Raw genomic sequence first — 20,943 nt, 5'->3', positions numbered from 1 at the left:
GCGGCCCGAATGCGCGCCATGTATGCCTCCCTTCTCCAAGACGAGGCGCTTTGATCAGGTGCTTCAAAATACAGTTAAACGCGTGCGCGTGACAATCAATACTGCCACGCTTCTTCCCGCTTGATAAACGCGTTTAATCGTCCACTTTTAGTGGCTTCCGATAAGATAAACGCTTAGATTCTTGACTGAATCGTTCATTTTATGCTACCCAGGTAAAGAAGCCGTGAGCTTGCGCCCACGGCCTTCCGAGCCGGATGATAGCATAGCTAGAGCATCAGCCCTAGTGAGTTAATAAGACGGCACGCATTGCGATCTCCTTGCAGCCTGTCAGGGCATTGGGGGTTGAAATTTGAGAAGGTCGGCGTTCGTGTCGCTTTCCTTCTCAGGATTCGAGGGCGCCTCATTGGCGCCCTCTTCTCGTTTAGGCGTATCCCACTTATCGTCAATTTTGACGATCAGGTTTTGCGCCTTGGTCCGGGTTAGAGTGCTGCTGACCGTTGCGAGCGTCAAATCAGCTCGCCAATTGTCTTGCAGCTTTTTCAAAATATCAGCGGTTGTCATCGCTCCCTCGGCTTCAAGCAACCCAACAATGCGACTTCCAATAGTGTCGCCTCTGTCCTGGGCTGGCTTGGCCTTGTTTTCTGGAGAGGTCACATCCTCATTCTCTTCGCATCCATCTGATGCGAGGCGATTCAACACTCGTTCAGCCACCCGCAGCTCATCAAGCTCCGCTTGAGCGGTTTTGATCATCTTCTCAAGCTCATTGATGCGGGCGCGCACACGAATCGGAAAGGGGGCCTTGGCCATGCCTACTTGAAACACAAACTGACGCGGGTTGTCAAATGCAATTTGATTGGCTGGTCTTGTTTAGTAAAATTGTTTTTTCTTACAACCGCAAACTATTCCTTGGTTCTCCTATTACCTGCGTCAAGGGGACACCGACCTAACGTAATTGGAACAGACGAGATAGCGTAACAGGGAAATTACCTATTATATCAGAAGTATGGTCAAGGCTGGTTTGGCTTAGCTCTCTAAATACGCTAAAGCATGTAGGGTAACACAGTCCCAAGACGTGACCTCTCCAGTGGACATGTCGGTTACGCTTACCTCGGCTTGGTTGTCTCCATCACAGTAACAAGCCAGCAGTGACCGCATCTTGTCCCACGCTCTACGTTCACTCGGAAACTGGAAAGGGAGTTCATCCGCGCCTTTGGCAACAACGTTTACGCAGTACATTGGTTACTTTTTGCCTTATTCTCATTATTAACCGCAAGTTTATGCTGCTTGATAAGCCGTTTTGTAGGACTAATGAAGGTCAAGTGGTATCTGGCTGGTATCCACCGCCGTTTGGGCTGGCCGCGAATGGCAATAACCTGTGGAAAAGGCTGGTCGGAGCGGCGGGATTTGAACCCACGACCCCCAGTCCCCCAGACTGATGCGCTACCAGGCTGCGCTACGCTCCGGCCGTGGCCGAGCCTGTAGCAGCAGCCGCCGCCGCCGCCAAGGGGGCGCGGCGCATCCTTGCCCCGCCGCCCCTCTGGCGGCGGCTTTTGCTTTCCGCGCGCAGCCATTATCCTGAACGCCATGACCATACGCATCGGCATTGCCGGAATTTCCGGCCGCATGGGGGTGTATCTGGCGGAGGAGGCCATGGCCGCCGCCATTCTGGCGGGGGGCACCAGCCGCTCCGGGGCGGCCCCCGCCGGCGCGCCGCATTACCCGGATATCCTGGCCCTCGCCCGGGATTCGGATGTGGTGATCGATTTCACCCATGCCAGCGCCGTGCGCGCCCACGCCCAGGCCCTGGCCGAGACCGAGACCCCCTGGGTGCTGGGCACCACCGGCTATGGCCCAGAGGAGGAGGAGGCGATCCGCGCGGCGGCGCGGGTCATCCCGGTCCTCGCCTCGCCCAATTTCTGCACCGGCGTGAATCTGCTGCTGCTGCTTGCCGAGAAACTCGGCGCGGCGCTGCCGCCGCGGCAATATGACGCGGAGATCGTCGAGATGCATCACCGCCAGAAGGTGGACGCGCCTTCCGGCACCGCGCTCGCCATTGGCCGGGCGGTGGCGGCGGGGCGGGGGGTGGCGCTGGAGGATGTCGTCGTCTCCGGCCGGGATGGCCATACCGGCCCGCGGCGGGATGGCGAGATCGGCGTCTCTGCCCTGCGCGGCGGGCAGATCATCGGCTCCCACACGCTCTTGTTCACGGCGGGGGATGAGCAGATCAGCCTCACCCACCACGCCTTCGACCGCCGGGTTTTCGCCTCCGGCGCGGTGCGCGCGGCGCTCTGGCTCCATGCCCAGCCCGCCGGGCTCTACGGCATGAGGGATTTTCTGAGGCTCTGAGCCGGTATTGACCCCCGCCCCCTAATGCGCCATCCGGACCCCGCCGGCTGCGGGTGAATCGGCCCGCGGCATGCCGTCACATGGGGGTTTTGCATGCGCGATCGTGGAGAGTTTCTGTTCACCTCCGAATCCGTCTCCGAGGGGCATCCCGACAAGGTGGCCGACCGGATCTCCGATACCGTGGTGGACGCCTATCTGGCGGCGGACCCTTACGCCCGCGTCGCCTGCGAGACGCTGGTGACGACCAACCGGATCATTCTCGCCGGCGAGGTGCGCGGGCCGGATACCCTCACCGCCGAGCATCTCGCCCATCTCGCCCGCATGGCGGTGCATGATATCGGCTATGATCAGGAGGGCTTCTCCTGGCGGGACGCGGAGGTCGCGGTCTATCTGCACGCCCAATCCGCCCATATCGCCGTGGGGGTGGATGCCGGGGCGGATAAGGAGGAGGGCGCGGGCGACCAGGGCATCATGTTCGGCTATGCCTGCACCGAGACCCCGGCGCTGATGCCCGCCCCCATCTATTATTCCCACCTCATCCTGCGCCGCATCTCGGAATTGCGCCGCGCCGCCGACAGCCAGGTGAAGGGGCTGCTGCCCGACGCCAAGAGCCAGGTGACGCTGAAATATGTGGATGGCAAGCCGGTGGCCGCCACCTCGGTGGTGGTCTCCATCCAGCACGACCCCGGTTTCAGCCCGGCCAAGGTGAAGGAGATGATCCGCCCCATCGTCACCGCCGCCCTGCCCGAGGGCTGGATGCCGGAGGACAAGGATTTCTACGTCAACCCCACCGGCATTTTCGAAATCGGCGGGCCGGATGGCGATTGCGGCCTGACCGGGCGCAAGATCATCGTGGATACCTATGGCGGCGCGGCCCCGCATGGCGGCGGCGCGTTTTCCGGCAAGGACCCCACCAAGGTGGACCGCTCCGCCGCCTATGTCTGCCGCTATCTGGCGAAGAACGTCGTCGCCGCCGGGCTGGCGGATCGCTGCACGCTGCAACTTTCCTATGCCATCGGGGTCAGCCAGCCGCTCTCGCTTTATGTGGAGCTGCATGGCACGGGCAAGGATGTGGATGAGGCCAGGCTGGAGAAGACGCTGCGCGAGCTGGTCAATCTCTCCCCGCGCGGCATTCGCGAGCATTTGCAGCTCAACCGCCCGATTTATGTGCCAACCTCATCCTTCGGCCATTTCGGCCGGACGCCGGATGAGGAGCTTGGCACCTTCACCTGGGAAAGAACCGATCTCGTCCCCGCGCTGAAGAGCGCCTTCAACCGCTGAGGGCGGCGTGGCGGCCGTGAAACCGCCGCCGGACCGGCTCTATGGCCGCTCCCGCGGCAAGACTCTGCGCGCCCGGCAGGAATGGCTGCTGGAGCGTTTCCTGCCGCAAATCCGCTGGCCGGACGTGCCCTTTGCCGTGACGCCGCGCGAATTATGGCTGGAGGTGGGGTTCGGCGGCGGCGAGCACGCGCATGAGCTGGCGCGGCGCCATCCGGATGTCGGCTATATCGCGGCGGAGGTGTTCGAGAACGGCATTTGCGCCCTGCTCTCCCGCCTCGCCCCGGAGGAGGCGGGCCCGCCCGCGCCGCCGCCCAATCTCCGCCTTTACCCCCAGGACGCCCGGCCGCTGCTGCGCGGGCTGGCGGAGGGCGCGCTCGGCAAGCTCTTCCTGATGTTTCCCGACCCCTGGCCCAAGGCCCGGCACGCCAAACGGCGCTTCGTGCATCCGCAAATCTTGGCGGAGGTGGCGCGGGCGCTGCGCCCCGGCGGGGAATGGCGCATCGCCTCCGACGACCCCACCTATCAGCGCTGGGTCGAGGAGGTGCTGGCGGAGCAGGATTTTTTCGCGGTGGAGCGGCGGGAGGCCCGCCCGGCGGGCTGGCCCGCCACCCGCTACGAGGCCAAGGCCCTCGCCGCCGGGCGCCATCCGGTCTACTGGTCGCTCACCCGGCGGTAGGCATGGCTCAGCCCTTATGGGCTTCGAGAAACCAGAGCGCCTTGTCGAGATCGCGCGAGCAGGCGGTGAAGATATCCGCCGTGTCGGCATCGCCCGCCTCGTCGGCCTCGTCGATGGCCTTGCGGACATTATTGGCGACCGCGCCGTAATGCTCGATCAGCGCGTCCAGATGGTCCTCGACCGCGTGGATATTGGTGGGATAAGGCGGGAGCTTGCTGGCCTTCGCCACCTCCTGCACCGTGCCCAGCGCCACCCCGCCCAGCTGCACCACCCGTTCGGCCATCGTATCCACATGCCCGTCGATCTGGGCGCGGAAGCCGTCCAGCATCTCATGCACGGCGATGAACTGCTTGCCCCGCAAATTCCAGTGCGCCTGCTTGGTCAAAAGCGCGAGATCGATGGCCTCCGCCACCCGGGCGTTGAGCAGGGCGATGGAGGCTTTTTTAGCGTTATCGGCCAGGTTGTTCTTGGTTTTCAGCAGCGCCATGGGCGGGACTCCTTGGGTTGAGGTCGAAACATCGCCCTTAAAATGGGATGAAGCCGCCGGGGCGCAAGCCGTGCGGCTTCGTTCCGCTCTCCCGGCTGGCCGGCCCGCGGGCAAATTGACAGCGCCAGGGTGCGGCGACTAGCCTCTTTCGCATCGGGCCAGCGGCGTGAGCGAAACCAAACCGGCGGGGCGGGCGCGCCAAAACCCCGCCGACCGAACAAGGCGGGCCGCGCGGCCAAAAGGAGGATGCGATGGATATGCCCGGCGATCAGAGCGTGGCGGCGAAGGCGGCGTGGCCGCTCATCTGGCCGCGCAAGCTCAACCAGATTCCCAAAGAGGTCTTCGTATCGCCCGGATTGTTCGAGGCGGAGCTGAAGACGATCTTCCATGGCGACATCTGGCATCCCGTGGCTCATGCCGCGGAGCTTCCCAACCCGGGCGATTTCAAGACCTTCTCGCTCGGCCGCACGCCGCTTTTGATCACGCGCGGAGCGGATGGGAAGATCAACGTGCTGGTGAATAGCTGCACCCATCGCGGCACGCAGGTGGAAATGTGCGCTGCCGGCAACCGCAAGGAATTCGAATGTCCCTATCACCGCTGGGCCTTCGAGATTTCCGGCGAATTGATCGGCTGCCCGGGCATGAGCGAATTTTCGCCGGATTTCGACAAATCCCGATACGGCCTGGCCAGGCTGCGCAGCGCCGAGTTTCTTGGCGTCGTTTTCGCCACGATGGGGGATAACACGCCCGCGCTCGCGCAATGGCTGGGCGAGGACATGATCCGCGCCATGAAGGTGATCCTGGGAGATGGCCGGCTCAAGCTGCTCGGCTATCAGAAGGTGCGGTACCAGGTGAACTGGAAAGCCTATAACGATAATGACGGCTATCATGCCGGCCTGCTTCACACCGCCTTCCGCCTGCTCAACTGGCAGGGAGGCAAAGGGGCGCAGTTCATGACCGAGAACGGCCATATGTCGATCATGGCGGAGCTTCAACCCTTGCGGAATGTGGGGTTTCTTAAGGACCCCTCGCTCATCACCTTCAAGGGCCAGGACCCGGCGAAGAGAGCCAGCGTGCTGGAACTGTTCCCGATCGGCGTGATGGTGAAGCATCTCGACACGATCAATATCCGTTTCGCCATCGCCCACAGCCATGATTGCACGGAGGTGCATTACGCTTATTTCGCTCACCAGGATGATGACGAGGAGATGCTCCGGCACCGCACGCGCCAGGCGTCGAACCTGCTGGGGCCATGCGGGATGATCAGCATGGAGGACGCCTCGATCTTCCAGCGCATCCATATCGGCAGCTTCTCGCCCGGCGTGGCGGAATTCCAGAAAGGCGTCAAGGATCCTTACGCGCTGCCCGTGGATGTCGCCCAAAACGACGAGACGGGGCAATTGCCCAAATGGGAATATTACCGGAGATTGATGAACTTTCAGCGGGCGGAGATTTGAAATGGCTGTTGCAGCGCACATCCTCGCCGCCGTCGATCATCTCAACCTGCGCTACATCCAGGCCCTGGATGATCTGAGCATGGAGGGCTGGCTGAATAGTTTTTCCCCGGCGGCGGACAGCGCCTATGTCTGTATTTCCGAGGAAAACGACCGGCGCGGGCTGCCGCTCGCCTTGATGCTGGATGATTGCCGGGCGCGTCTTGAGGACAGGGTCACCTTCGTGACCAAGATCTGGGCGGGAACGTTCCAGCCCTACCGGACACGGCATTTCGTCCAGCGTCTGGCCTGCGAGGCGAGGGAGGAGGGGCTTTGCCAGGCGGTTTCGAATTTTTCCGTCACCCTCATCCAGGAGGATGGAACCGCGCGGCTGCTGACCACGGGGGTTTATCAGGATGTCATCAGCCTCACGGAGGCCGGCGCCTTCATCAAGACCCGGCGGGCCGTATATGACGCCAACGTGCTGCCGCAATATTTCGTCTATCCGATTTAGAGTTTCTCTGGAGATTTCTCTTTTCCCTGGAGATTTTCTCTTTTCCCTGGAGATTTTCTCTATGGAGAGTTTCTCCTCGAACGAAAGACATTCTATCGAGAGATTTCAAGCATCTGGTTTGAGGCCGATGAGTCGGATCAGACGATCATCGCTCTGGATTTTTTGAAGGCTGGCTCCCGAAGTAGGACTCGAACCTACGACCGAGCGATTAACAGTCGCTTGCTCTACCAGCTGAGCTATTCGGGACCGGTGGGGCGGCTCTATAGCCAAACTCCTTTAGGCTGGCAAGGCCGCGCTCCTCAGCCGCCGGGTGGAATCCCATCCAGATTCGCGCGGGTGAAATCCAGCCGGTACGCGCCGCCGCCAAGCTCCACCACCGCCTCGCGCGGGGCCGCGCGCGCCAGAATTTCGCCGCGCCGGAGCACAAAGAGCCGCTCGGCCCGCAAGCGGATCGCCTCGATCTCGTCCGCCGCCTGGAGGATGACCAGATCGGCGTGGCAGCCCGGCTCCAGCCCGTAGCCCTCCAGATTCAGGATGCGGGCGGGGGTTTGCGTCACCGCGCCGAAACAGGCCGCCATGTCGTGGACGCCGGTCAGCTGGCCGACATGCAGCCCCATCCCCGCGACCTCCAGCATGTCGTGGCTGCCCAGCGGATACCAGGGGTCCATGACGCAATCATGGCCGAAGGCCACCGGCACGCCCGCCGCCATCAATTCCCGCACCCGGGTCATGCCGCGCCGCTTGGGATAGGTGTCGTGGCGGCCCTGCAGGGTGATGTTGATCAACGGGTTGGCGATGGCGGCGATGCCGGCCTCGGCCATCAGCGGGATCAACTTGCTGACGTAATAATTATCCATCGAATGCATGGAGGTGAGATGCGAGCCCGCCACGCGCCCGCCCATGCCATGGCGCTGCGTCTCCGCCGTCAGCGTCTCCACATGGCGGGAGAGCGGATCATCGGTCTCGTCGCAATGCATGTCCACCAGCCGGCCTTCCTCGGCGGCGAGGCGCATCAGCGCCCGCACCGAGAGCCGGCCATCCTCCATCGTCCGCTCGAAATGGGGGATGCCGCCCACCACCTCCAGCCCCAGGCGCAGCGCCCGGCGCAAATTCCCGGCCGCGCCGGCATGGCGGTAGAAACCATCCTGGGGGAAGGCGACCAGCTGCAGGTCGATCCAGGGGGCGATGTCGCGCTTGAGCCGCAGCAGGGCCTCCACCGCCAGCAGCCGGTCGTCGCACACATCCACATGGCTGCGGATGGCGAGCGTGCCCCGCGCCGCCGACCAGAGGCAGAGCTTGCGCGCCCGCTCGTAGATCGCCTCCTGGGTCAGGAGGGGCTTCAACTCCCCCCAGAGGGCGATGCCCTCCAGCAGCGTGCCGGATTCATTGAGACGCGGCAGGCCGAGCGAAAGCGTGGAATCGAGATGCACATGCGCATCGACAAAGGGCGGGGTGACCAGCCGGTTTGTGGCGTCGATCTCCCGCGCCGCCCCGGCCGGGAGCGCCGGCTCCACCGCCGCGATCCGCCCGGCGCGCACGCCGATATCGACCCCCTTGCGCCCCCCGGGCAGATTGGCATTGCGAATGACGAGATCGAGCATGCCGCAGCATCGCCCGCGGCTGGTTGCCGCGCAAGCGGGCGGCGGCTACATGCGGAGCATGCGCCGCCCCCTTTCCCTCGGTTTCGCCCTCGTTCTGGCTGCTTGCGCCCCGCCGGGCCGCCAGAGTTTCGCCCCCAGCCCCGCCGGGGCGGATACCCAGACCATCGCGGCGGCGGATGCGTTCAAGAACCGGGTGCCCCTGGTCTCGATCCTTCCCGGTACACAGGATTTCGCCGGGCCGCTCAGCGCCGCCGTGGCGCAGGCCCTGGCGATCAAGCCCGGCGCCGCCTTCCAGGTGCTGGCCGAGGCGCCGGGCACCGGCCACCCGGACCAGGACGCGCAAGCCCTGGCGGCGCTGGCGCCGGAGGCCAAGGCGGTGGCGGACGCCATCATCGCCGATGGCGTTCCGGCCGCGCGGGTCAGCCTGGGCGCCAAGACGGCGGGGCTCAACCCGGTCATCCTCGTCTATGTAAAATGACCCTGGCGACATGATCCTGGCGCCGCCCGTCCTCATGGCCGCGCTGCGGCGGCTGGAGCCGGAACGCGCCCATCATCTCGCCCTCACGGCGCTGCGCTGGGGGCTGGCAGGGCGGCAGGCGGGGCCGGACGATCCCATTCTCGCCACCGCCGCCTTCGGCCGGCAACTCGCTAATCCCATCGGCCTCGCCGCCGGATTCGACAAGAACGCCGCCGCCCTCGCCCCGCTCGGGCGGCTCGGCTTCGGCTTCGTCGAGGCCGGTACCGTCACCCCGCGCCCCCAGAACGGCAATCCCCGCCCGCGCCTGTTCCGCCTGGAGGAGGACCGGGCGATCATCAACCGCATGGGGTTCAACAATCAAGGCCTGGAGGTGTTTCTCGCCAATCTCCGCCGCGCCGCCCGGGCCGGACTCGTCCTGGGGGCGAATTTCGGCATCAACAAGGAGGGGGCGGAGCCGGAGCGCGACTACCCCGCCATGGCCAGCGCCCTCGCCCCGCATGCCGATTATCTCGCCATCAACGTCTCCTCCCCCAACACGCCGGGGCTGCGCGACCTGCAATCCGGCGAGCGGCTGGCCGGGATTCTCCGCCATATCGCCAGCCCCAAGCCGGTTTTCATCAAAATCGCCCCGGATCTGACGGAAGACGGGCTGGAGGCGGTGGTCGCCGCGGCGCTGGCGCATGATGCCGCCGGGCTCATCATCGCCAATACCACCCTCGCCCGGCCCGCCACCCTCAAAAACCCGCTGAAGCGCGAGAGCGGCGGCCTGTCCGGCGCGCCGCTCTTCGCCCCCTCCACCGCCATGCTGGCGCGGGCGGCCCGGCTGGCGGGCGGGAGGCTCGCCCTCATTGGCGCGGGCGGCGTGTTCACGCCCGAGGACGCGCTGGCCAAGCTTCTGGCCGGGGCCGCGCTGGTGCAGATCTATACCGGCTTCGTCTATCAAGGCCCGGCCATGCTCGCCCGCCTCAAGCCAGGCCTCGCCCGGCTGCTGCGCGAGCGGGGGTTTTCCTCGGTGGCGGAGGCGGTGGGAGCGGGATTATGAGCGGATTTGGCGAGGTGGCGGCGCGATATGAGGGGTTTATTCTCGACCTCTGGGGGGTAGTGCATGACGGCGTCGCCCTCTACCCCGGGGTGCTGGACACGCTGACCCGGCTGCGCGCGGCGGGCAAGCCGGTCGTTTTTCTCTCCAACGCGCCGCGCCGCCCGCCAGGCATCGCCCGGCTGCTGGCGAAGCTGGGCGTAGCGCCGGAGCTTTACGCGGGCATCATGTCGAGCGGCGAGGCGGTGCATCAGGGCTTGCGCGACCGGACGGGCGCGTTCGCCGGGCTGGGGCGGCGGCTTTATCATCTCGGCCCGCCGCGCGACCGCGACGTGTTCGCGACGCTCGGCTACCAGCAGGCGAGCGACCCGGCGGCGGCGGATTTCATCTTGAACACCGGCCCGGATGACGAGCTGGGGCCCCATGACGCTGAGCCTTACCGGCCCGTGCTGGAGGCCGGGCTGCGCGCGGGCCTGCCGATGGTCTGCGCCAACCCTGACCTGGAGGTGATCCGGGGGGGCGAGCGGATCATCTGCGCGGGCTGGCTGGCGCGGATCTACGAGGCGGAGGGCGGCCGGGTGATTCTGCGCGGCAAGCCGGACGCGGCGATCTATCCGCCCACTCTCGCCTTGCTGGGCACGCCGCCGGACCATACATTGGCGGTGGGCGATTCCCTGCGCACCGACATCGCCGGCGCGAAAAACGCCGGCCTCGCCAGCTGCTGGGTTCTGTCCGGCATCCACGCGCTGCATCCGGCGCAGGCCCCGGCGGAAGCCGCCGCCGCCGGGCTCTCGCCCGTCGCCATTCTGCCGGGCCTCGCCTGGTGACACCACGCCCAAGCCAAGGGAGAGACAACACATGAAGACGATACTGGTCACCGGCGCCACCGCCGGATTCGGCGCGGCTTTCGCGCGGCGCTTCGTCAAGGATGGCCACCGCGTCATCGCCACCGGGCGCCGGGTGGAGCGGCTGGAGGCCCTGAAGGGCGAGCTGGGGGAGGCGCTGCACACCGCCCGGCTGGATGTGAGGGATAAAGACGCCATCGCCGGATTCGTGCCCGGCCTGCCGCCCGCCTGGCAGCGCATCGACGTGCTCGTCAATAATGCCGGGCTCGCCCTCGGCCTCGGCCCGGCCTGGGAGGCCGATCTCGATGAGTGGGACACGATGGTCGCCACCAACGTCACCGGGCTGATCCACATGACCCGCGCCATCCTGCCGCAAATGGTGGAGCGCGATGACGGGGTGATTCTCAATCTCGGCTCGGTGGCGGGCGAGTACCCCTATCCCGGCGGGCATGTCTATGGCGGCACCAAGGCCTTCGTCCGCCAATTCTCGCTCAATCTCCGCGCCGATCTCGTGGGCCGCAACATCCGTGTCACCGATATCGAGCCCGGCCTGGTCGGCGGCTCCGAATTCTCGCAAGTGCGCTTCCATGGGGACGAAGCCAGGGCCCAGGCCGTTTATAAAGGCACCACCCCGCTCAACCCGGATGACATCGCCGAGGCCGCGTCCTGGCTGGTGTCGCTGCCGCCGCACATGAACATCAACCGGATCGAGATGATGCCCACCTGCCAGGCCAGCTCCGGCTTCACCATCAAGCGGCAAGGCTAGATCCGATATAGACAATTTAAGGTCGCGCCGCTAGCCTCGCCACAACCATTGGTAGTGGGTGAGGCTATGTCCATAGCTCGGGTCAATTCCTTCGCGTTTTCGGGGATCGAGGCGCAGCGCGTCGAGGTCGAGGTGCAGATCTCGGCCGGCCTGCCCGCCTTTCTCATGGTCGGCCTGCCGGACAAGGCGGTGGGGGAAGCGCGGGAGCGGGTCCGCGCCGCCTTGACCTCGATGGGTCTCTGCCTGCCGCCCAAACGCATCCTCATCAACCTCGCCCCGGCGGACATGCTGAAGGAAGGCAGCCATTTCGACCTGCCGGTGGCGCTCGCCGTGCTGGCGGCGATGGAGGTGGTGCCGGCCGAGGAACTGGCGGAATACGCGGCGCTGGGGGAGCTTTCCCTCGACGGCCGGCTGAACCCCGCCGCCGGGGTGCTGCCCGCCGCCATCGCCGCGCAGCAACGCGGCTGGGGGTTGATCTGCCCCGCCGCCCAGGGCGCGGAGGCGGGCTGGGCCGGGGAGCTGAACATTCTCGCCACGCCCGATCTGCTTTGCCTCATCAATCATTTCCGGGGCACCCAGCTCCTCTCCGCGCCGCCCGCCGGGGTGCTGGGCGGCGGCGCGCCCAGCCTCGACCTCGCCGAGGTGAAAGGGATGGAAACCCCCCGCCGCGCCCTGGAGATCGCGGCCGCGGGCGGCCACAACCTGCTGCTCATCGGCCCCCCTGGCGGGGGCAAATCCATGCTCGCCGCCCGGCTGCCCGGCCTGCTGCCCGACCTCACCCCGCGCCAGGCCCTTGAGGTGAGCATGGTTCATTCGGTGGCGGGCATGTTACTGGATGGCCGGCTCATCACCCGGCCCCCTTTCCGCGACCCCCACCATTCCGCCAGCCCCGCCGCCATCGCGGGCGGCGGCGCCCGCGCCAAGCCCGGGGAAATATCGCTCGCGCATCGCGGCGTGCTGTTCCTGGACGAAATGCCGGAATTTCCCCGCGCCACGCTGGAAGCCCTGCGCGCCCCGCTGGAGACCGGCCAGACCACGGTGAGCCGCGCCCAGGCCCATGTTACCTATCCGGCGCGGTTTCAGCTCGTCGCCGCCATGAACCCCTGCCGCTGCGGCTATCTGGGCGAGGGCTCCCGCGAATGCGGGCGCGCCCCGCGCTGCGGCGAGGATTACCAGAACCGCCTCTCTGGCCCGCTGCTCGACCGCATGGATCTCGTCATCCACATCGCGCCGCTCTCACCCGCGGAATTCGCCTGGGCCCCCGCCGGGGAAAGCTCAGCCAGCGTGGCGGCGCGGGTGGCGCTGGCCCGGGCGCGCGCCCTGCACCGCTTTGGCGCCGAGGGGCCGGACCGCAATGCCGAGGCCTCGCCCGAGACCCTGGCCGCCACGGCGGAGACGATGGCGCTGCTGGAGAAGGCGGCGGCGAAGTTTCAGCTTTCCACCCGCGGCCAGATCCGCGCCCTGCGCGTGGCCCGCACCATCGCCGACCTGGCCGGGCAAAGCGAGATTCAAAAGCCCCATCTCGCCGAGGCGCTCGCCTACCGCCACCGGGCGCCCCGCCAGGCGGCGCTGCCAGCCGCAACGGAGGGCCGGGCAGGCGCCGGGCCTAGCCTTGGCCCCGCGCCAGCCCCATACCGAACGGCGCGGCACGGGGGCGCATCAATGGCCGGGTGAGCGCGCCGAGCAGCCGTGTCCACAACCGGTCCATCCAGGCGAGCGGCATGGCGCATAAAAGGGTGAGGGCCAGGGAGCAAAACGCGGCCAGCAGCGCCGCCACGGGCAGGCCCAGCACGCCCACGCCCTGCATGAAGGCCGAGGAGCCGGCGGAGAGCATCAACGGCCCGTGCAGGACGTAAATGGGAAAGGACAGAAAGCCGAGCCAGATGGCCCAGCCGCCTGAAAACCAGCGGCGCATCGCGGGGTTGCCCAGCAGCACGAGAATGATCAGCGCTGCACCCGCATCCCAGATGTAATGGCTGTCCTCGCCGGGGATGAGCCGCTTGAGCGGCGCGTGGATCAGCAGCGCCTGCTCATAGGTGAAGCTGAACAGATAAAGCCCGAGGAGCCCGAGCCCCGCCGCGCGCAGATTGCCGAGCTCCGGCAGCCGCCGTTCCGCGTAGAGCATGGCGAGCACCGTGCCGGTGAGAAAATCTGCGAAATAGGTATAGGGATAGCCCAGCCCGGTGAGAAGGAAGGCCGCCGCCACCAGCCCCAGCCGCACGCCCCAGCCGCGAATGGCGAAGAGGATGGGGGCGGCGAGAAACACGGCGAAGGAGCCGAACAGCTCGATCCGCATCGTCCAGAGCGGCGAATCGAAATTCACCTCGCCCTGGGTGAAGACATTTATCAGCCCCTCGCGCAGCGCTGCCTGCCAGGTGAGATCCGCCAGGCTGATCGGCGCGTTGCCGTGGGTGGCGAGCCATTTCGCCCCGATGATCCGCGCGGCGGCCTGATAGTCCTGGCCGGACCAGCTGATCAGCGCGAAGGCGAACAGGCAGCCAATGGCGGTAAGCCCGGCGAGGCGCGGCCAGCGTTTGAGCGCGCCGACCAGGATGCGGGAGAGCCGCCGGTCCTGGGCGAAGGGCAGGCTGAGAATGAAGCCGGAGAGGACGAAGAATACCGCCACCGCCGCGCCGCCATTGAGCATGCCGAGGAGGAACTGGATGATGAGATCGAGCACGCCATGCCCGTGCGGCACCACGCCGACCCCCTTGGGGGTGAACGCCAGAACCAGGTGGTACAGCACCACGATGGCGGCGGCGATGCCGCGCAATCCCTCCAGCGGGATTAGTTTCCGCCCATCATGTTCAGCCATGCCGGCTATTTGGCCTGATTCGGCGCGGGATTCAGCTTTCCTGCCAATGGCGAATTTTTAATGCCCGCCAGGCGGCCGCGGCGCCGGCTTGCGGCGGCGCAGCAGGCGCAGCACCTCCCCAGGCTCGAACGCGCGCAGCGCCGCGCCCGGCCCGAAATAAAATGCCGCCCCCACGAGGACGAGGACGAGGAATTCCGGAATGGTCGTCACGCCAGGAGGCAGGAGGCGCTGGGTGACCTCCAGCGCCGCCGCCATGAGAATGCCCGCCAGCAGGATGCGCGGCACCCGCCGGCGGCAAAGCGCGTCGAAGCTGAAATGCCCGCGCCGCCGCAGCAAACCCCACAGCAGCGCGGCGTTGAAGGTGGATGAGAGCGAGGTGGCGAGGGCCGGCCCCACCGCCTTCAGCGGATGCATGAACAGCAGGTTGAGACCGAGATTGAGCGCCACCGCCGCCATGCCGATCTTGAGCGGCGTCACCGTATCGCCCCGGGCGTAAAATCCGGGGGTGAAGATCTTGATGAGGGCGAACATCGGCAGGCCGAGCGCGAAGGCCGCCAGGGAATGCCCGGCCAGCACCGCGTTATGGGGCGTGAAGGCCCCGCGCACGAAGGCCACGTCCATCACCGCCCGCGCCGCGACGGACAGGCCGATGGCGGCTGGCAAGGTCAGCATTAGCACGGATTCCAGGGCGCGGTTCAGCGCGGTATTCGCCGCCGCCTCCTCCCCCAGGGCGATATGCCGGGTGATCGCGGGCAGGAGCGCCGTGCCCGCGGCGGTGGCGATGACGCCCAGGGGCAACTGGTTCACGCGGTCGGCGTAGTAAAGAATGGAGACCGAGCCGGCGGGCAGCAGCGTGCCGATGATGATATCGATGGAGACGTTGAGCTGGGTGACCCCCGCCCCCACCAGCGCCGGGGCCATGCGGCGGAACATGAGCCGGATGCGCGGCGAGAACCGCAGGCGCGGCCAGGTGAAGCGCATACCCGCCCGGCGGATGGCCCAGAGCACCAGCCCCAGCTGGGCGATGCCGGAGCCGGTGACGCCCCAGGCCAGGGCGAAGCCGGGATTGCGGGTATAGGGGGCGAGCCAGAGCATCGCCGCGATCATGAACAGGTTGAACAGCACGGGCGCCGCCGCCGCCGCCGCGAAGCGGCCCATGGCGTTGAGCACGCCGGAAAACAGAGCCGTCAGGCAGATGAAAAACAAATAGGGAAACATCACCCGCGAGAGCGCCACGGCCATGGCGAATTTGCCGCCATGGCCGGCGAAGCCGGGGGCGAGCACATAAAGCAGCCAGGGCATGAAGATCTCGCCGAAGATGGTGAGCCCGCCGAGCCAGAAGGCCATCACCGCCGTCGCCTCCTCCGCGAAGCCGGTGGCCGCCGCCAGCCCCTCCCGGTGGAGGATGGTGGAAATGGCGGGCACGAAGGCGGCGTTGAACGCGCCCTCCCCGAACAGGCGGCGGAACAGGTTGGGCAGGCGCAGGGCCACGAAAAACGCATCCGCCACCGGCCCCGTGCCGAGCACGGCGGCGATGAGAATGTCCCGGGCGAATCCGAGGACGCGGCTCGCCATCGTCCAGGCTCCCACCGTGAAGGCGCCGCGTATCATGCGGTGCTCTTACTTACTCGGGGAGGATGAAGCCATAGGCGGGGTAGCGCGTGACCCCCAGCGCGTGGGCGGGCTCGTACCACACCCGCACCAGGGACCAGTCATTGCCGGGGGAGACATCCACCACCGGCTGATCATGCTCGATCCGCCCGGGCAGCCAGTTGGACTGGGTGACGAGAATTTCGCGCGGCGATTGGACAGAGGTCACCACGGCCAGATGTCCGTCACTCATGGCGCCGTGGCGTTTGAACACCAGCACCGCCCCCGGGCTGGGGTGATGCGCGCGGGGATACATGCCCGCCGCCCGGTCCCACCATTGATAAGCCTCGCCGCTGAGCCGCACGCCGGAGACGGCGCGGGCATAGGGCACGCAGGTGAGGTTGGTCGCCGTGCCGAAATGAGAGGGCGATTCCAGCCGCGGCCCGCCAGCGCAGGCCGCCAGGGCGAGACAAAAACCCATGATCCAGCCCCGCTTCATTCTCCCGCCCTCCTGCCGGGCAATTTGCCGGATTCGCGCCGCGCGCCGCAAGCCGCTTGATCCGGCGGGGCGCTCCGGTCTAGCTTCCCGGCCATGGCCTCGCTCTCCATGCATTCGCCGGTCGGCGACCTGACGCTTTTCGCGGATGAGGAGGGCATCGTCGCTCTCGAATGGGGCTGGGGCAGCGGCGAGGCGCCCTCTCCACCATCGCCGCTGCTGGAGCGCGCCAAGGCGGCGCTGGACACGTATTTTGACGGCGCCGCCCTCCTGCCCGACTCCCTGCCCTTGCACCCGGCGGGCACGCCCTATCAACGCCGGGTCTGGGCCGCGCTCCAGGCCATCCCGCCGGGAGAGACGCGCTCCTACGCCCAGATCGCGGCGCTGGCCGGGGGCTCAGCCCGGGCGGTGGGCGGAGCCAACGCCGCCAACCCCCTCCCCATTTTCATTCCCTGCCACCGCGTGGTGGGCAGCGCCGGGCTGGGCGGCTATTCCGGCGGCGAGGGGCTGGAAACCAAGCGCTGGCTGCTTGCCCTGGAAAGCCGGATGAGAGCGCCGCGGGCATGACCAAGGCCATTCGCATCCACGCCCATGGCGGTCCGGATGTGCTGAAATGGGAACAGGTTCCCACCCCGCAACCCGGCCCGAACGAGGCGCTGATCCGCCATGAGGCGATCGGGCTGAATTTCATCGACATCTATTTCCGCACCGGGCTGTATAAAACGCCGCTGCCCGTGACCCTGGGCATGGAGGGGGCGGGGGTGGTGCTGGCTGTGGGCGAGAACGTGCGGGACCTCCAGCCGGGAGACCGCGTCGCCTATGCGGGCGGGCCGCTCGGCGCCTACGCCACCGAGCGCGTCATCAACGCCGACCGGCTGGTCCGGCTGCCGGATGACATCGATTTCAAAACCGCCGCGGCGATGATGCTGCAGGGCCTCACCGCCTGGTTCCTGCTCCATCGCACCTTCAAGGTGCAGCCGGGCCAGAGCATTCTCGTCCTCGCGGCGGCGGGCGGGGTGGGGCTGATGCTCTGCCAATGGGCCAAGCATCTGGGCGCCACGGTGATCGGCGTCGTTTCATCCGAGGCCAAGGCCGAACTCGCCCGGGATAACGGGGCCGCTCATGTCGTGGTCGGCTATGCCCATCTTCCCGCCGAGGTCCGGCAATTCACCGGCGGCGCCATGGTGCCGGTGGTGTATGACGGCGTCGGCAAGGATACGTTCCACACCAGCCTGGATTGTCTGGCGCCGCTCGGCCTCATGGTGAGCTACGGCAATGCCTCCGGCCCGGTGCCGCCCTTCGACATCAATCTGCTCAACGCCAAGGGCAGCCTGTTTCTCACCCGCCCCGGATTTTCCACCTATATGGCGAGCCGCCAGGATCTGGTGGCCGGGGCGGAGGCGCTCTTTGCCGCGGTGCGCTCCGGCGCGGTGAAAATTCAGGTGAATCAAACCTTTCCGCTGGAACAGGCCGCCGCCGCGCAGGAAGCGCTGGAAAACCGCCGCACCACCGGCAGCACCGTTCTCCTTCCCTGAGCATGCCCGCCCGCCGCGCGGCCTCCCCGCTCTTCTACTGGGCCGGGGCGGCGGGGGTGGCCGCCGCCGCCCTGCTCTGCATGGCGACCAGCCTCGACCAGGATCTGGCGGCGTTCTGCCACGCTCATCAGCGCTGGCGGGGTGTCTACCAACTTGCCGCCGCGCCCTCGCTGCTCGCCCTGCCGGGGGCGGGGCTGATCCTGCTCTGGGCCCTGGCCCGGCGCCTGCGCGGCGGCCCGCCCCCCGCCCGGGTGTGGATGGCGGCCGCGCTCGCCACCCTGGCCGCCACCGCCGCCAAGGACGAGCTGAAATGGGCCTTTGGCCGCGCCTGGCCTGAAACCTGGCTGGCCTACGGGCTGGGCGGGTTCCACCCTTTCGCCGAGAGCGTGCTTTACGGCTCCTTTCCCTCCGGCCACACGGCCTATGCCGCCGCGCCGCTTGGCGTGTGCTGGGCGCTGCGCCCGCGCCTGCGCCCGCTTTGGGGCGGGACGCTGCTGCTGGTGATGGCGGGGCTGGTCGCCGCCGATTACCATTATCTCAGCGACGTGCTTGCCGGCCTGCTCACCGGCGGGGTTTGCGCCTGGGGCAGCCTCGTGCTCACGCGCCGTGGCTGAAACCGGCCTGGGCGGGCGGCGCTTCCTCCCCCTGTTCCTCACCCAGGCTCTGGGCGCGGTGAACGACAATCTCTTCAAGAACGCGCTGGTGGTGATGGCGCTGGCCCGGCTTCCCGCCCGGCAGGCGGCGGTGCTCTCCGCCCTCTCGGCCGGGTTGTTCCTGCTGCCCTATCTGCTCGTTTCCGCCCCAGCCGGCCAGCTGGCGGACGCGCATGACAAGGCCCGGCTCAGCCTGTGGACCAAATTCTGGGAGTTGGGGCTGATGCTGCTGGGCCTGGCCGGGTTTCTCAGCGGCGATTTCCGGCTCCTGCTCGCGGTGCTCACCGGGCTCGGTTTGCAGGCGGCGTTTTTCTCGCCGCTCAAATACGGCATGCTGCCGGAGCTTTTCTCCGGCCGCGCCCTGGCGCGCGCCAATGGCCTCATCGAGGCGGGAACCTTCGCCGGCATCGTGCTCGGCACGGCGGCGGGCGGGGCGCTCATCACCCTGCGCCATGGCGTGGTCTGGGCTCCGCTCGCGGCGGCCGCTCTTTCCCTCGCCGGCATCGCCAGCGCCTGGGCCATGCCGCCGCTGCGCCCCGCCGCGCCGGGCCTCAAGCCGGATTGGCGGCTCTGGCGCGCCAATCTCCAGCTGCTCCGCGCCGCCGCCGCCAACCCGCCGGTCTGGCACGCCTGCTGGGGCATCTCCTGGTTCTGGGCGCTGGGCGCCACCGTGCTCGCCGCCTTCCCCGTTCTCGCCAAAACCCGGCTGCACGCGGACGGCCAGGTAGTGACCTGGCTGCTCACGCTCTTCGCGGCGGGGGTTGGGCTGGGGGCGATGGCCGCCGCGCGGCTGGCGCGCCCACACCGGCTGGGGCTGGTTCTTACCCTTTCCGGCGCGGGGATGAGCCTGTTCATCGCCGATTTCGCCTGGGCGGGCACGCATCTGCGAGCGCCCGGGCTCGCCGCCTTGTTGAGCCAAAGCGGGGGGTGGCGCGCCTCGGCGGATCTCGTCCTCACCGCGTTTTGCGGCGGGGCGTTCTCGGTACCGCTTTATGTGCGGCTCCAGGCGCGCGCCGCCCCCCGGCAGCGGGCGCGGATGGTCGCCGCCAATAACGTGCTGAACGCCGCCGCCACCTTGGCGGCGGGCGGCGCGGAAGCGCTGGCCTATGCGCGAGGCGCGCCCTCCGCCGCGCTCCTATACCTCGCCGCCGCGCTCAATCTCGGCGTGACGGCGTGGCTCGCCCGGGCGGCCCGTCGGGATTAACGCTCCAGGCACATGGCGACACCCATGCCGCCGCCGATGCACAGCGTGGCGAGACCCTTCTTGGCGTCGCGGCGCTTCATCTCATAGAGCAAGGTGGTGAGGATCCGCGCGCCGGAGGCGCCGATGGGATGGCCTATGGCGATGGCCCCGCCATTGACGTTCACCTTGGCCGGGTCCAGCCCCAGCTCCTTATTGACGGCGAGGGCCTGGGCGGCGAAGGCCTCATTGGCCTCGACGAGGTCGAGATCCGCCACCTTCCAGCCCGCCCGTTCGAGCGCCTTGCGGGAAGCCGGGACTGGCCCCGTTCCCATCACCGCCGGATCGACCCCCGCCGTGGCGAAGCTGGCGATCCGCGCCAGCGGGGTCAGGCCGCGCCTGGCCGCCTCCTTGGCGCTCATCACCACCAGTGCCGCCGCGCCGTCATTGATGCCGGAGGCATTGCCCGCCGTCACCGTCCCGTCCTTGGTGAAGGCGGGCTTGAGCTTGGCCAGCGCCTCAAGCGTGGTGTCGGGGCGGATATATTCATCCGCCTCCACCACCACCTCGCCCTTGCGGGTGGTCAGCGTCACCGGGGCGATCTCGTCCTTGAACTTGCCCGCCTTCTGCGCGGCGCCCGCCTTCTGCTGGGAAGCGAGGGCGAATTTATCCTGCTCCTCGCGGGTGATCTGATACTGCTTGGCGACGTTCTCGGCGGTCACGCCCATGTGATAGCCATGAAACACATCCCACAACCCGTCCTTCAGCATGGTGTCGAGAAACTCGACGCCGCCCATCTTGTGCCCGGCGCGCAGCGGCGCGGCGTGGGGGGCGAGGCTCATGCTCTCCTGCCCGCCGGCGACCACGATCCCGCTCTGGCCGGAGAGCACCTGCTGGGCGGCCAGGGCCACGGCGCGCAGGCCGGAGCCGCAGACCTGGTTGATGCCGAAGGCGGTTTTGCTATCCGGCACACCGGCGGCGCGCGCGGTCTGGCGGGCGGGATTCATGCCCTGGGCGGCGGTGAGGATCTGGCCGAGGATCACCTCCTCCACATCCTCCGGAGCCAGCCCGGCCCGCTCCATCGCGGCCTTCACCGCCACGGTGCCGAGCATATGGGCGGGGGTGGAACCGAAAGACCCGTTGAAACTGCCAACAGGGGTACGCGCGGCGGAGACGATGACGATATCTTCCATGTCCTGGTTTCCTTT

At 67.4% G+C, this 20,943-nt stretch carries 21 protein-coding genes and 2 tRNA genes; 14 read left to right on the top strand and 9 right to left on the bottom strand.

Translation table 11 applies throughout. The annotated features are described in order from the left end of the window. Positions 1–327 precede the first annotated feature (327 nt). Entirely contained in the window at positions 328–807 is a 480-nt protein-coding gene (locus M7H45_RS07325; RefSeq protein WP_298215677.1) for a hypothetical protein, read from the bottom strand. 579 nt (positions 808–1,386) lie between these two features. Next, positions 1,387–1,463: transfer RNA gene (locus M7H45_RS07320), tRNA-Pro, on the bottom strand. Between the two features lie 112 nt (positions 1,464–1,575). On the opposite strand from M7H45_RS07320, the gene dapB reads away from it, so the two are divergent. The 3 genes from dapB (at position 1,576) to M7H45_RS07305 (ending at position 4,303) form a co-directional block, all read left to right on the top strand. Beyond that, entirely contained in the window at positions 1,576–2,346 is a 771-nt protein-coding gene (gene dapB, locus M7H45_RS07315; RefSeq protein ID WP_298215685.1) for a 4-hydroxy-tetrahydrodipicolinate reductase, read from the top strand. A 93-nt stretch (positions 2,347–2,439) separates the two neighbouring features. Further along, positions 2,440–3,627, top strand: coding sequence for a methionine adenosyltransferase (metK, locus tag M7H45_RS07310; RefSeq protein WP_298215675.1), 1,188 nt, complete (start codon positions 2,440–2,442; stop codon positions 3,625–3,627). Positions 3,628–3,634: 7 nt separating this feature from the next. Continuing rightward, a complete protein-coding gene (locus M7H45_RS07305; RefSeq protein WP_298215673.1) occupies positions 3,635–4,303 on the top strand; it encodes a tRNA (guanosine(46)-N(7))-methyltransferase TrmB in 669 nt (222 codons plus the stop codon). Between the two features lie 7 nt (positions 4,304–4,310). Here the strand turns inward: M7H45_RS07305 and dps are convergent, their stop codons facing one another. After that, positions 4,311–4,790, bottom strand: coding sequence for a DNA starvation/stationary phase protection protein Dps (gene dps, locus M7H45_RS07300; protein WP_298215671.1), 480 nt, complete (start codon positions 4,788–4,790; stop codon positions 4,311–4,313). Positions 4,791–5,041: 251 nt separating this feature from the next. Between dps and M7H45_RS07295 the strand changes: the two genes are divergently transcribed. Together M7H45_RS07295 and M7H45_RS07290 are read left to right on the top strand one after the other, a co-directional pair. Beyond that, positions 5,042–6,247 (top strand): aromatic ring-hydroxylating dioxygenase subunit alpha, encoded by a 1,206-nt coding sequence (locus tag M7H45_RS07295; RefSeq protein ID WP_298215669.1) that lies wholly within the window; start codon positions 5,042–5,044, stop codon positions 6,245–6,247. A 1-nt stretch (position 6,248) separates the two neighbouring features. Beyond that, a complete protein-coding gene (locus tag M7H45_RS07290) occupies positions 6,249–6,737 on the top strand; it encodes an aromatic-ring-hydroxylating dioxygenase subunit beta (RefSeq protein ID WP_298215668.1) in 489 nt (162 codons plus the stop codon). Between the two features lie 170 nt (positions 6,738–6,907). Here the strand turns inward: M7H45_RS07290 and M7H45_RS07285 are convergent. After that, positions 6,908–6,983: transfer RNA gene (locus M7H45_RS07285), tRNA-Asn, on the bottom strand. 53 nt (positions 6,984–7,036) lie between these two features. After that, a complete protein-coding gene (locus tag M7H45_RS07280) occupies positions 7,037–8,338 on the bottom strand; it encodes an amidohydrolase family protein (protein ID WP_298215667.1) in 1,302 nt (433 codons plus the stop codon). On the opposite strand from M7H45_RS07280, the gene M7H45_RS07275 reads away from it, so the two are divergent. The 5 genes from M7H45_RS07275 (at position 8,337) to M7H45_RS07255 (ending at position 13,140) form a co-directional block, all read left to right on the top strand. Then, positions 8,337–8,816, top strand: coding sequence for a hypothetical protein (locus M7H45_RS07275; protein ID WP_298215665.1), 480 nt, complete (start codon positions 8,337–8,339; stop codon positions 8,814–8,816). The genes M7H45_RS07280 and M7H45_RS07275 overlap by 2 nt on opposite strands. A 10-nt stretch (positions 8,817–8,826) precedes the next feature. Continuing rightward, positions 8,827–9,858: a quinone-dependent dihydroorotate dehydrogenase gene (locus M7H45_RS07270; protein WP_298215663.1), complete on the top strand. Its 1,032-nt coding sequence runs from the start codon at positions 8,827–8,829 to the stop codon at positions 9,856–9,858. Then, a complete protein-coding gene (locus tag M7H45_RS07265; protein ID WP_298215661.1) occupies positions 9,855–10,682 on the top strand; it encodes a TIGR01459 family HAD-type hydrolase in 828 nt (275 codons plus the stop codon). The genes M7H45_RS07270 and M7H45_RS07265 overlap by 4 nt, the downstream gene beginning before the upstream one ends. A 31-nt stretch (positions 10,683–10,713) precedes the next feature. Next, the gene (locus M7H45_RS07260) at positions 10,714–11,466 is read left to right on the top strand and encodes an SDR family NAD(P)-dependent oxidoreductase (protein WP_298215659.1); all 753 of its coding nucleotides are present in this window, start codon (positions 10,714–10,716) and stop codon (positions 11,464–11,466) included. A gap of 66 nt (positions 11,467–11,532) precedes the next feature. Next, positions 11,533–13,140, top strand: coding sequence for a YifB family Mg chelatase-like AAA ATPase (locus M7H45_RS07255; RefSeq protein ID WP_298215657.1), 1,608 nt, complete (start codon positions 11,533–11,535; stop codon positions 13,138–13,140). Here M7H45_RS07255 and M7H45_RS07250 read toward each other — a convergent pair. Genes M7H45_RS07250 through M7H45_RS07240 form a run of 3 tightly spaced genes read right to left on the bottom strand, consistent with a single transcriptional unit; the run spans position 13,073 to position 16,370 of the window. Then, entirely contained in the window at positions 13,073–14,281 is a 1,209-nt protein-coding gene (locus M7H45_RS07250) for an acyltransferase (protein WP_298215655.1), read from the bottom strand. The genes M7H45_RS07255 and M7H45_RS07250 overlap by 68 nt on opposite strands. 57 nt (positions 14,282–14,338) lie before the next feature. Next, positions 14,339–15,892, bottom strand: a complete 1,554-nt coding sequence (murJ, locus tag M7H45_RS07245) for a murein biosynthesis integral membrane protein MurJ (RefSeq protein ID WP_298215653.1) — start codon at positions 15,890–15,892, stop codon at positions 14,339–14,341. A 13-nt stretch (positions 15,893–15,905) separates the two neighbouring features. Then, positions 15,906–16,370: a CHAP domain-containing protein gene (locus M7H45_RS07240; protein WP_298215650.1), complete on the bottom strand. Its 465-nt coding sequence runs from the start codon at positions 16,368–16,370 to the stop codon at positions 15,906–15,908. A gap of 93 nt (positions 16,371–16,463) precedes the next feature. Here M7H45_RS07240 and M7H45_RS07235 point away from each other — a divergent pair, with 93 nt between their 5' ends. The 4 genes from M7H45_RS07235 to M7H45_RS07220 are packed head-to-tail and all read left to right on the top strand — an operon-like array spanning position 16,464 to position 19,759. Beyond that, the gene (locus tag M7H45_RS07235; RefSeq protein ID WP_298215648.1) at positions 16,464–16,934 is read left to right on the top strand and encodes a methylated-DNA--[protein]-cysteine S-methyltransferase; all 471 of its coding nucleotides are present in this window, start codon (positions 16,464–16,466) and stop codon (positions 16,932–16,934) included. Beyond that, a complete protein-coding gene (locus M7H45_RS07230; protein ID WP_298215646.1) occupies positions 16,931–17,902 on the top strand; it encodes a quinone oxidoreductase in 972 nt (323 codons plus the stop codon). Before M7H45_RS07235 ends, M7H45_RS07230 begins: the two co-directional genes overlap by 4 nt. Before the next feature lie 2 nt (positions 17,903–17,904). Then, positions 17,905–18,516, top strand: a complete 612-nt coding sequence (locus M7H45_RS07225) for a phosphatase PAP2 family protein (protein ID WP_298215644.1) — start codon at positions 17,905–17,907, stop codon at positions 18,514–18,516. Then, on the top strand, positions 18,509–19,759 hold the full coding sequence (locus M7H45_RS07220; protein ID WP_298215642.1) for an MFS transporter: 1,251 nt from the start codon (positions 18,509–18,511) through the stop codon (positions 19,757–19,759). Before M7H45_RS07225 ends, M7H45_RS07220 begins: the two co-directional genes overlap by 8 nt. On the opposite strand, the gene M7H45_RS07215 is transcribed toward M7H45_RS07220, so the two are convergent. Then, a complete protein-coding gene (locus M7H45_RS07215) occupies positions 19,756–20,928 on the bottom strand; it encodes an acetyl-CoA C-acetyltransferase (protein ID WP_298215641.1) in 1,173 nt (390 codons plus the stop codon). The genes M7H45_RS07220 and M7H45_RS07215 overlap by 4 nt on opposite strands. Between the last annotated feature and the right edge of the window lie 15 nt (positions 20,929–20,943).

Origin of the sequence: Acidocella sp. (genome assembly GCF_027352905.1) — a bacterium.
Taxonomy (GTDB): Bacteria; Pseudomonadota; Alphaproteobacteria; order Acetobacterales; family Acetobacteraceae; genus Acidocella.
The sequence above is the reverse complement of the archived record's forward strand: the minus strand, read 5'-3'. Positions and strand labels throughout refer to the sequence as shown.

Excerpts from the sequence above, each read along its gene's own strand:
- M7H45_RS07275 (WP_298215665.1), top strand. The coding sequence starts at position 8,337 with ATGCCGCAGCATCGCCCGCGGCTGGTTGCCGCGCAAGCGGGCGGCGGC.
- M7H45_RS07290 (WP_298215668.1), top strand. The coding sequence starts at position 6,249 with ATGGCTGTTGCAGCGCACATCCTCGCCGCCGTCGATCATCTCAACCTG.
- M7H45_RS07225 (WP_298215644.1), top strand. The coding sequence starts at position 17,905 with ATGCCCGCCCGCCGCGCGGCCTCCCCGCTCTTCTACTGGGCCGGGGCG.
- M7H45_RS07230 (WP_298215646.1), top strand. The coding sequence starts at position 16,931 with ATGACCAAGGCCATTCGCATCCACGCCCATGGCGGTCCGGATGTGCTG.
- M7H45_RS07280 (WP_298215667.1), bottom strand. The coding sequence starts at position 8,338 with ATGCTCGATCTCGTCATTCGCAATGCCAATCTGCCCGGGGGGCGCAAG.
- M7H45_RS07215 (WP_298215641.1), bottom strand. The coding sequence starts at position 20,928 with ATGGAAGATATCGTCATCGTCTCCGCCGCGCGTACCCCTGTTGGCAGT.
- metK (WP_298215675.1), top strand. The coding sequence starts at position 2,440 with ATGCGCGATCGTGGAGAGTTTCTGTTCACCTCCGAATCCGTCTCCGAG.
- M7H45_RS07260 (WP_298215659.1), top strand. The coding sequence starts at position 10,714 with ATGAAGACGATACTGGTCACCGGCGCCACCGCCGGATTCGGCGCGGCT.
- M7H45_RS07255 (WP_298215657.1), top strand. The coding sequence starts at position 11,533 with ATGTCCATAGCTCGGGTCAATTCCTTCGCGTTTTCGGGGATCGAGGCG.
- M7H45_RS07295 (WP_298215669.1), top strand. The coding sequence starts at position 5,042 with ATGGATATGCCCGGCGATCAGAGCGTGGCGGCGAAGGCGGCGTGGCCG.
- murJ (WP_298215653.1), bottom strand. The coding sequence starts at position 15,892 with ATGATACGCGGCGCCTTCACGGTGGGAGCCTGGACGATGGCGAGCCGC.
- M7H45_RS07265 (WP_298215661.1), top strand. The coding sequence starts at position 9,855 with ATGAGCGGATTTGGCGAGGTGGCGGCGCGATATGAGGGGTTTATTCTC.
- M7H45_RS07235 (WP_298215648.1), top strand. The coding sequence starts at position 16,464 with ATGGCCTCGCTCTCCATGCATTCGCCGGTCGGCGACCTGACGCTTTTC.
- M7H45_RS07325 (WP_298215677.1), bottom strand. The coding sequence starts at position 807 with ATGGCCAAGGCCCCCTTTCCGATTCGTGTGCGCGCCCGCATCAATGAG.
- M7H45_RS07250 (WP_298215655.1), bottom strand. The coding sequence starts at position 14,281 with ATGGCTGAACATGATGGGCGGAAACTAATCCCGCTGGAGGGATTGCGC.
- M7H45_RS07270 (WP_298215663.1), top strand. The coding sequence starts at position 8,827 with ATGATCCTGGCGCCGCCCGTCCTCATGGCCGCGCTGCGGCGGCTGGAG.
- M7H45_RS07240 (WP_298215650.1), bottom strand. The coding sequence starts at position 16,370 with ATGAAGCGGGGCTGGATCATGGGTTTTTGTCTCGCCCTGGCGGCCTGC.
- dps (WP_298215671.1), bottom strand. The coding sequence starts at position 4,790 with ATGGCGCTGCTGAAAACCAAGAACAACCTGGCCGATAACGCTAAAAAA.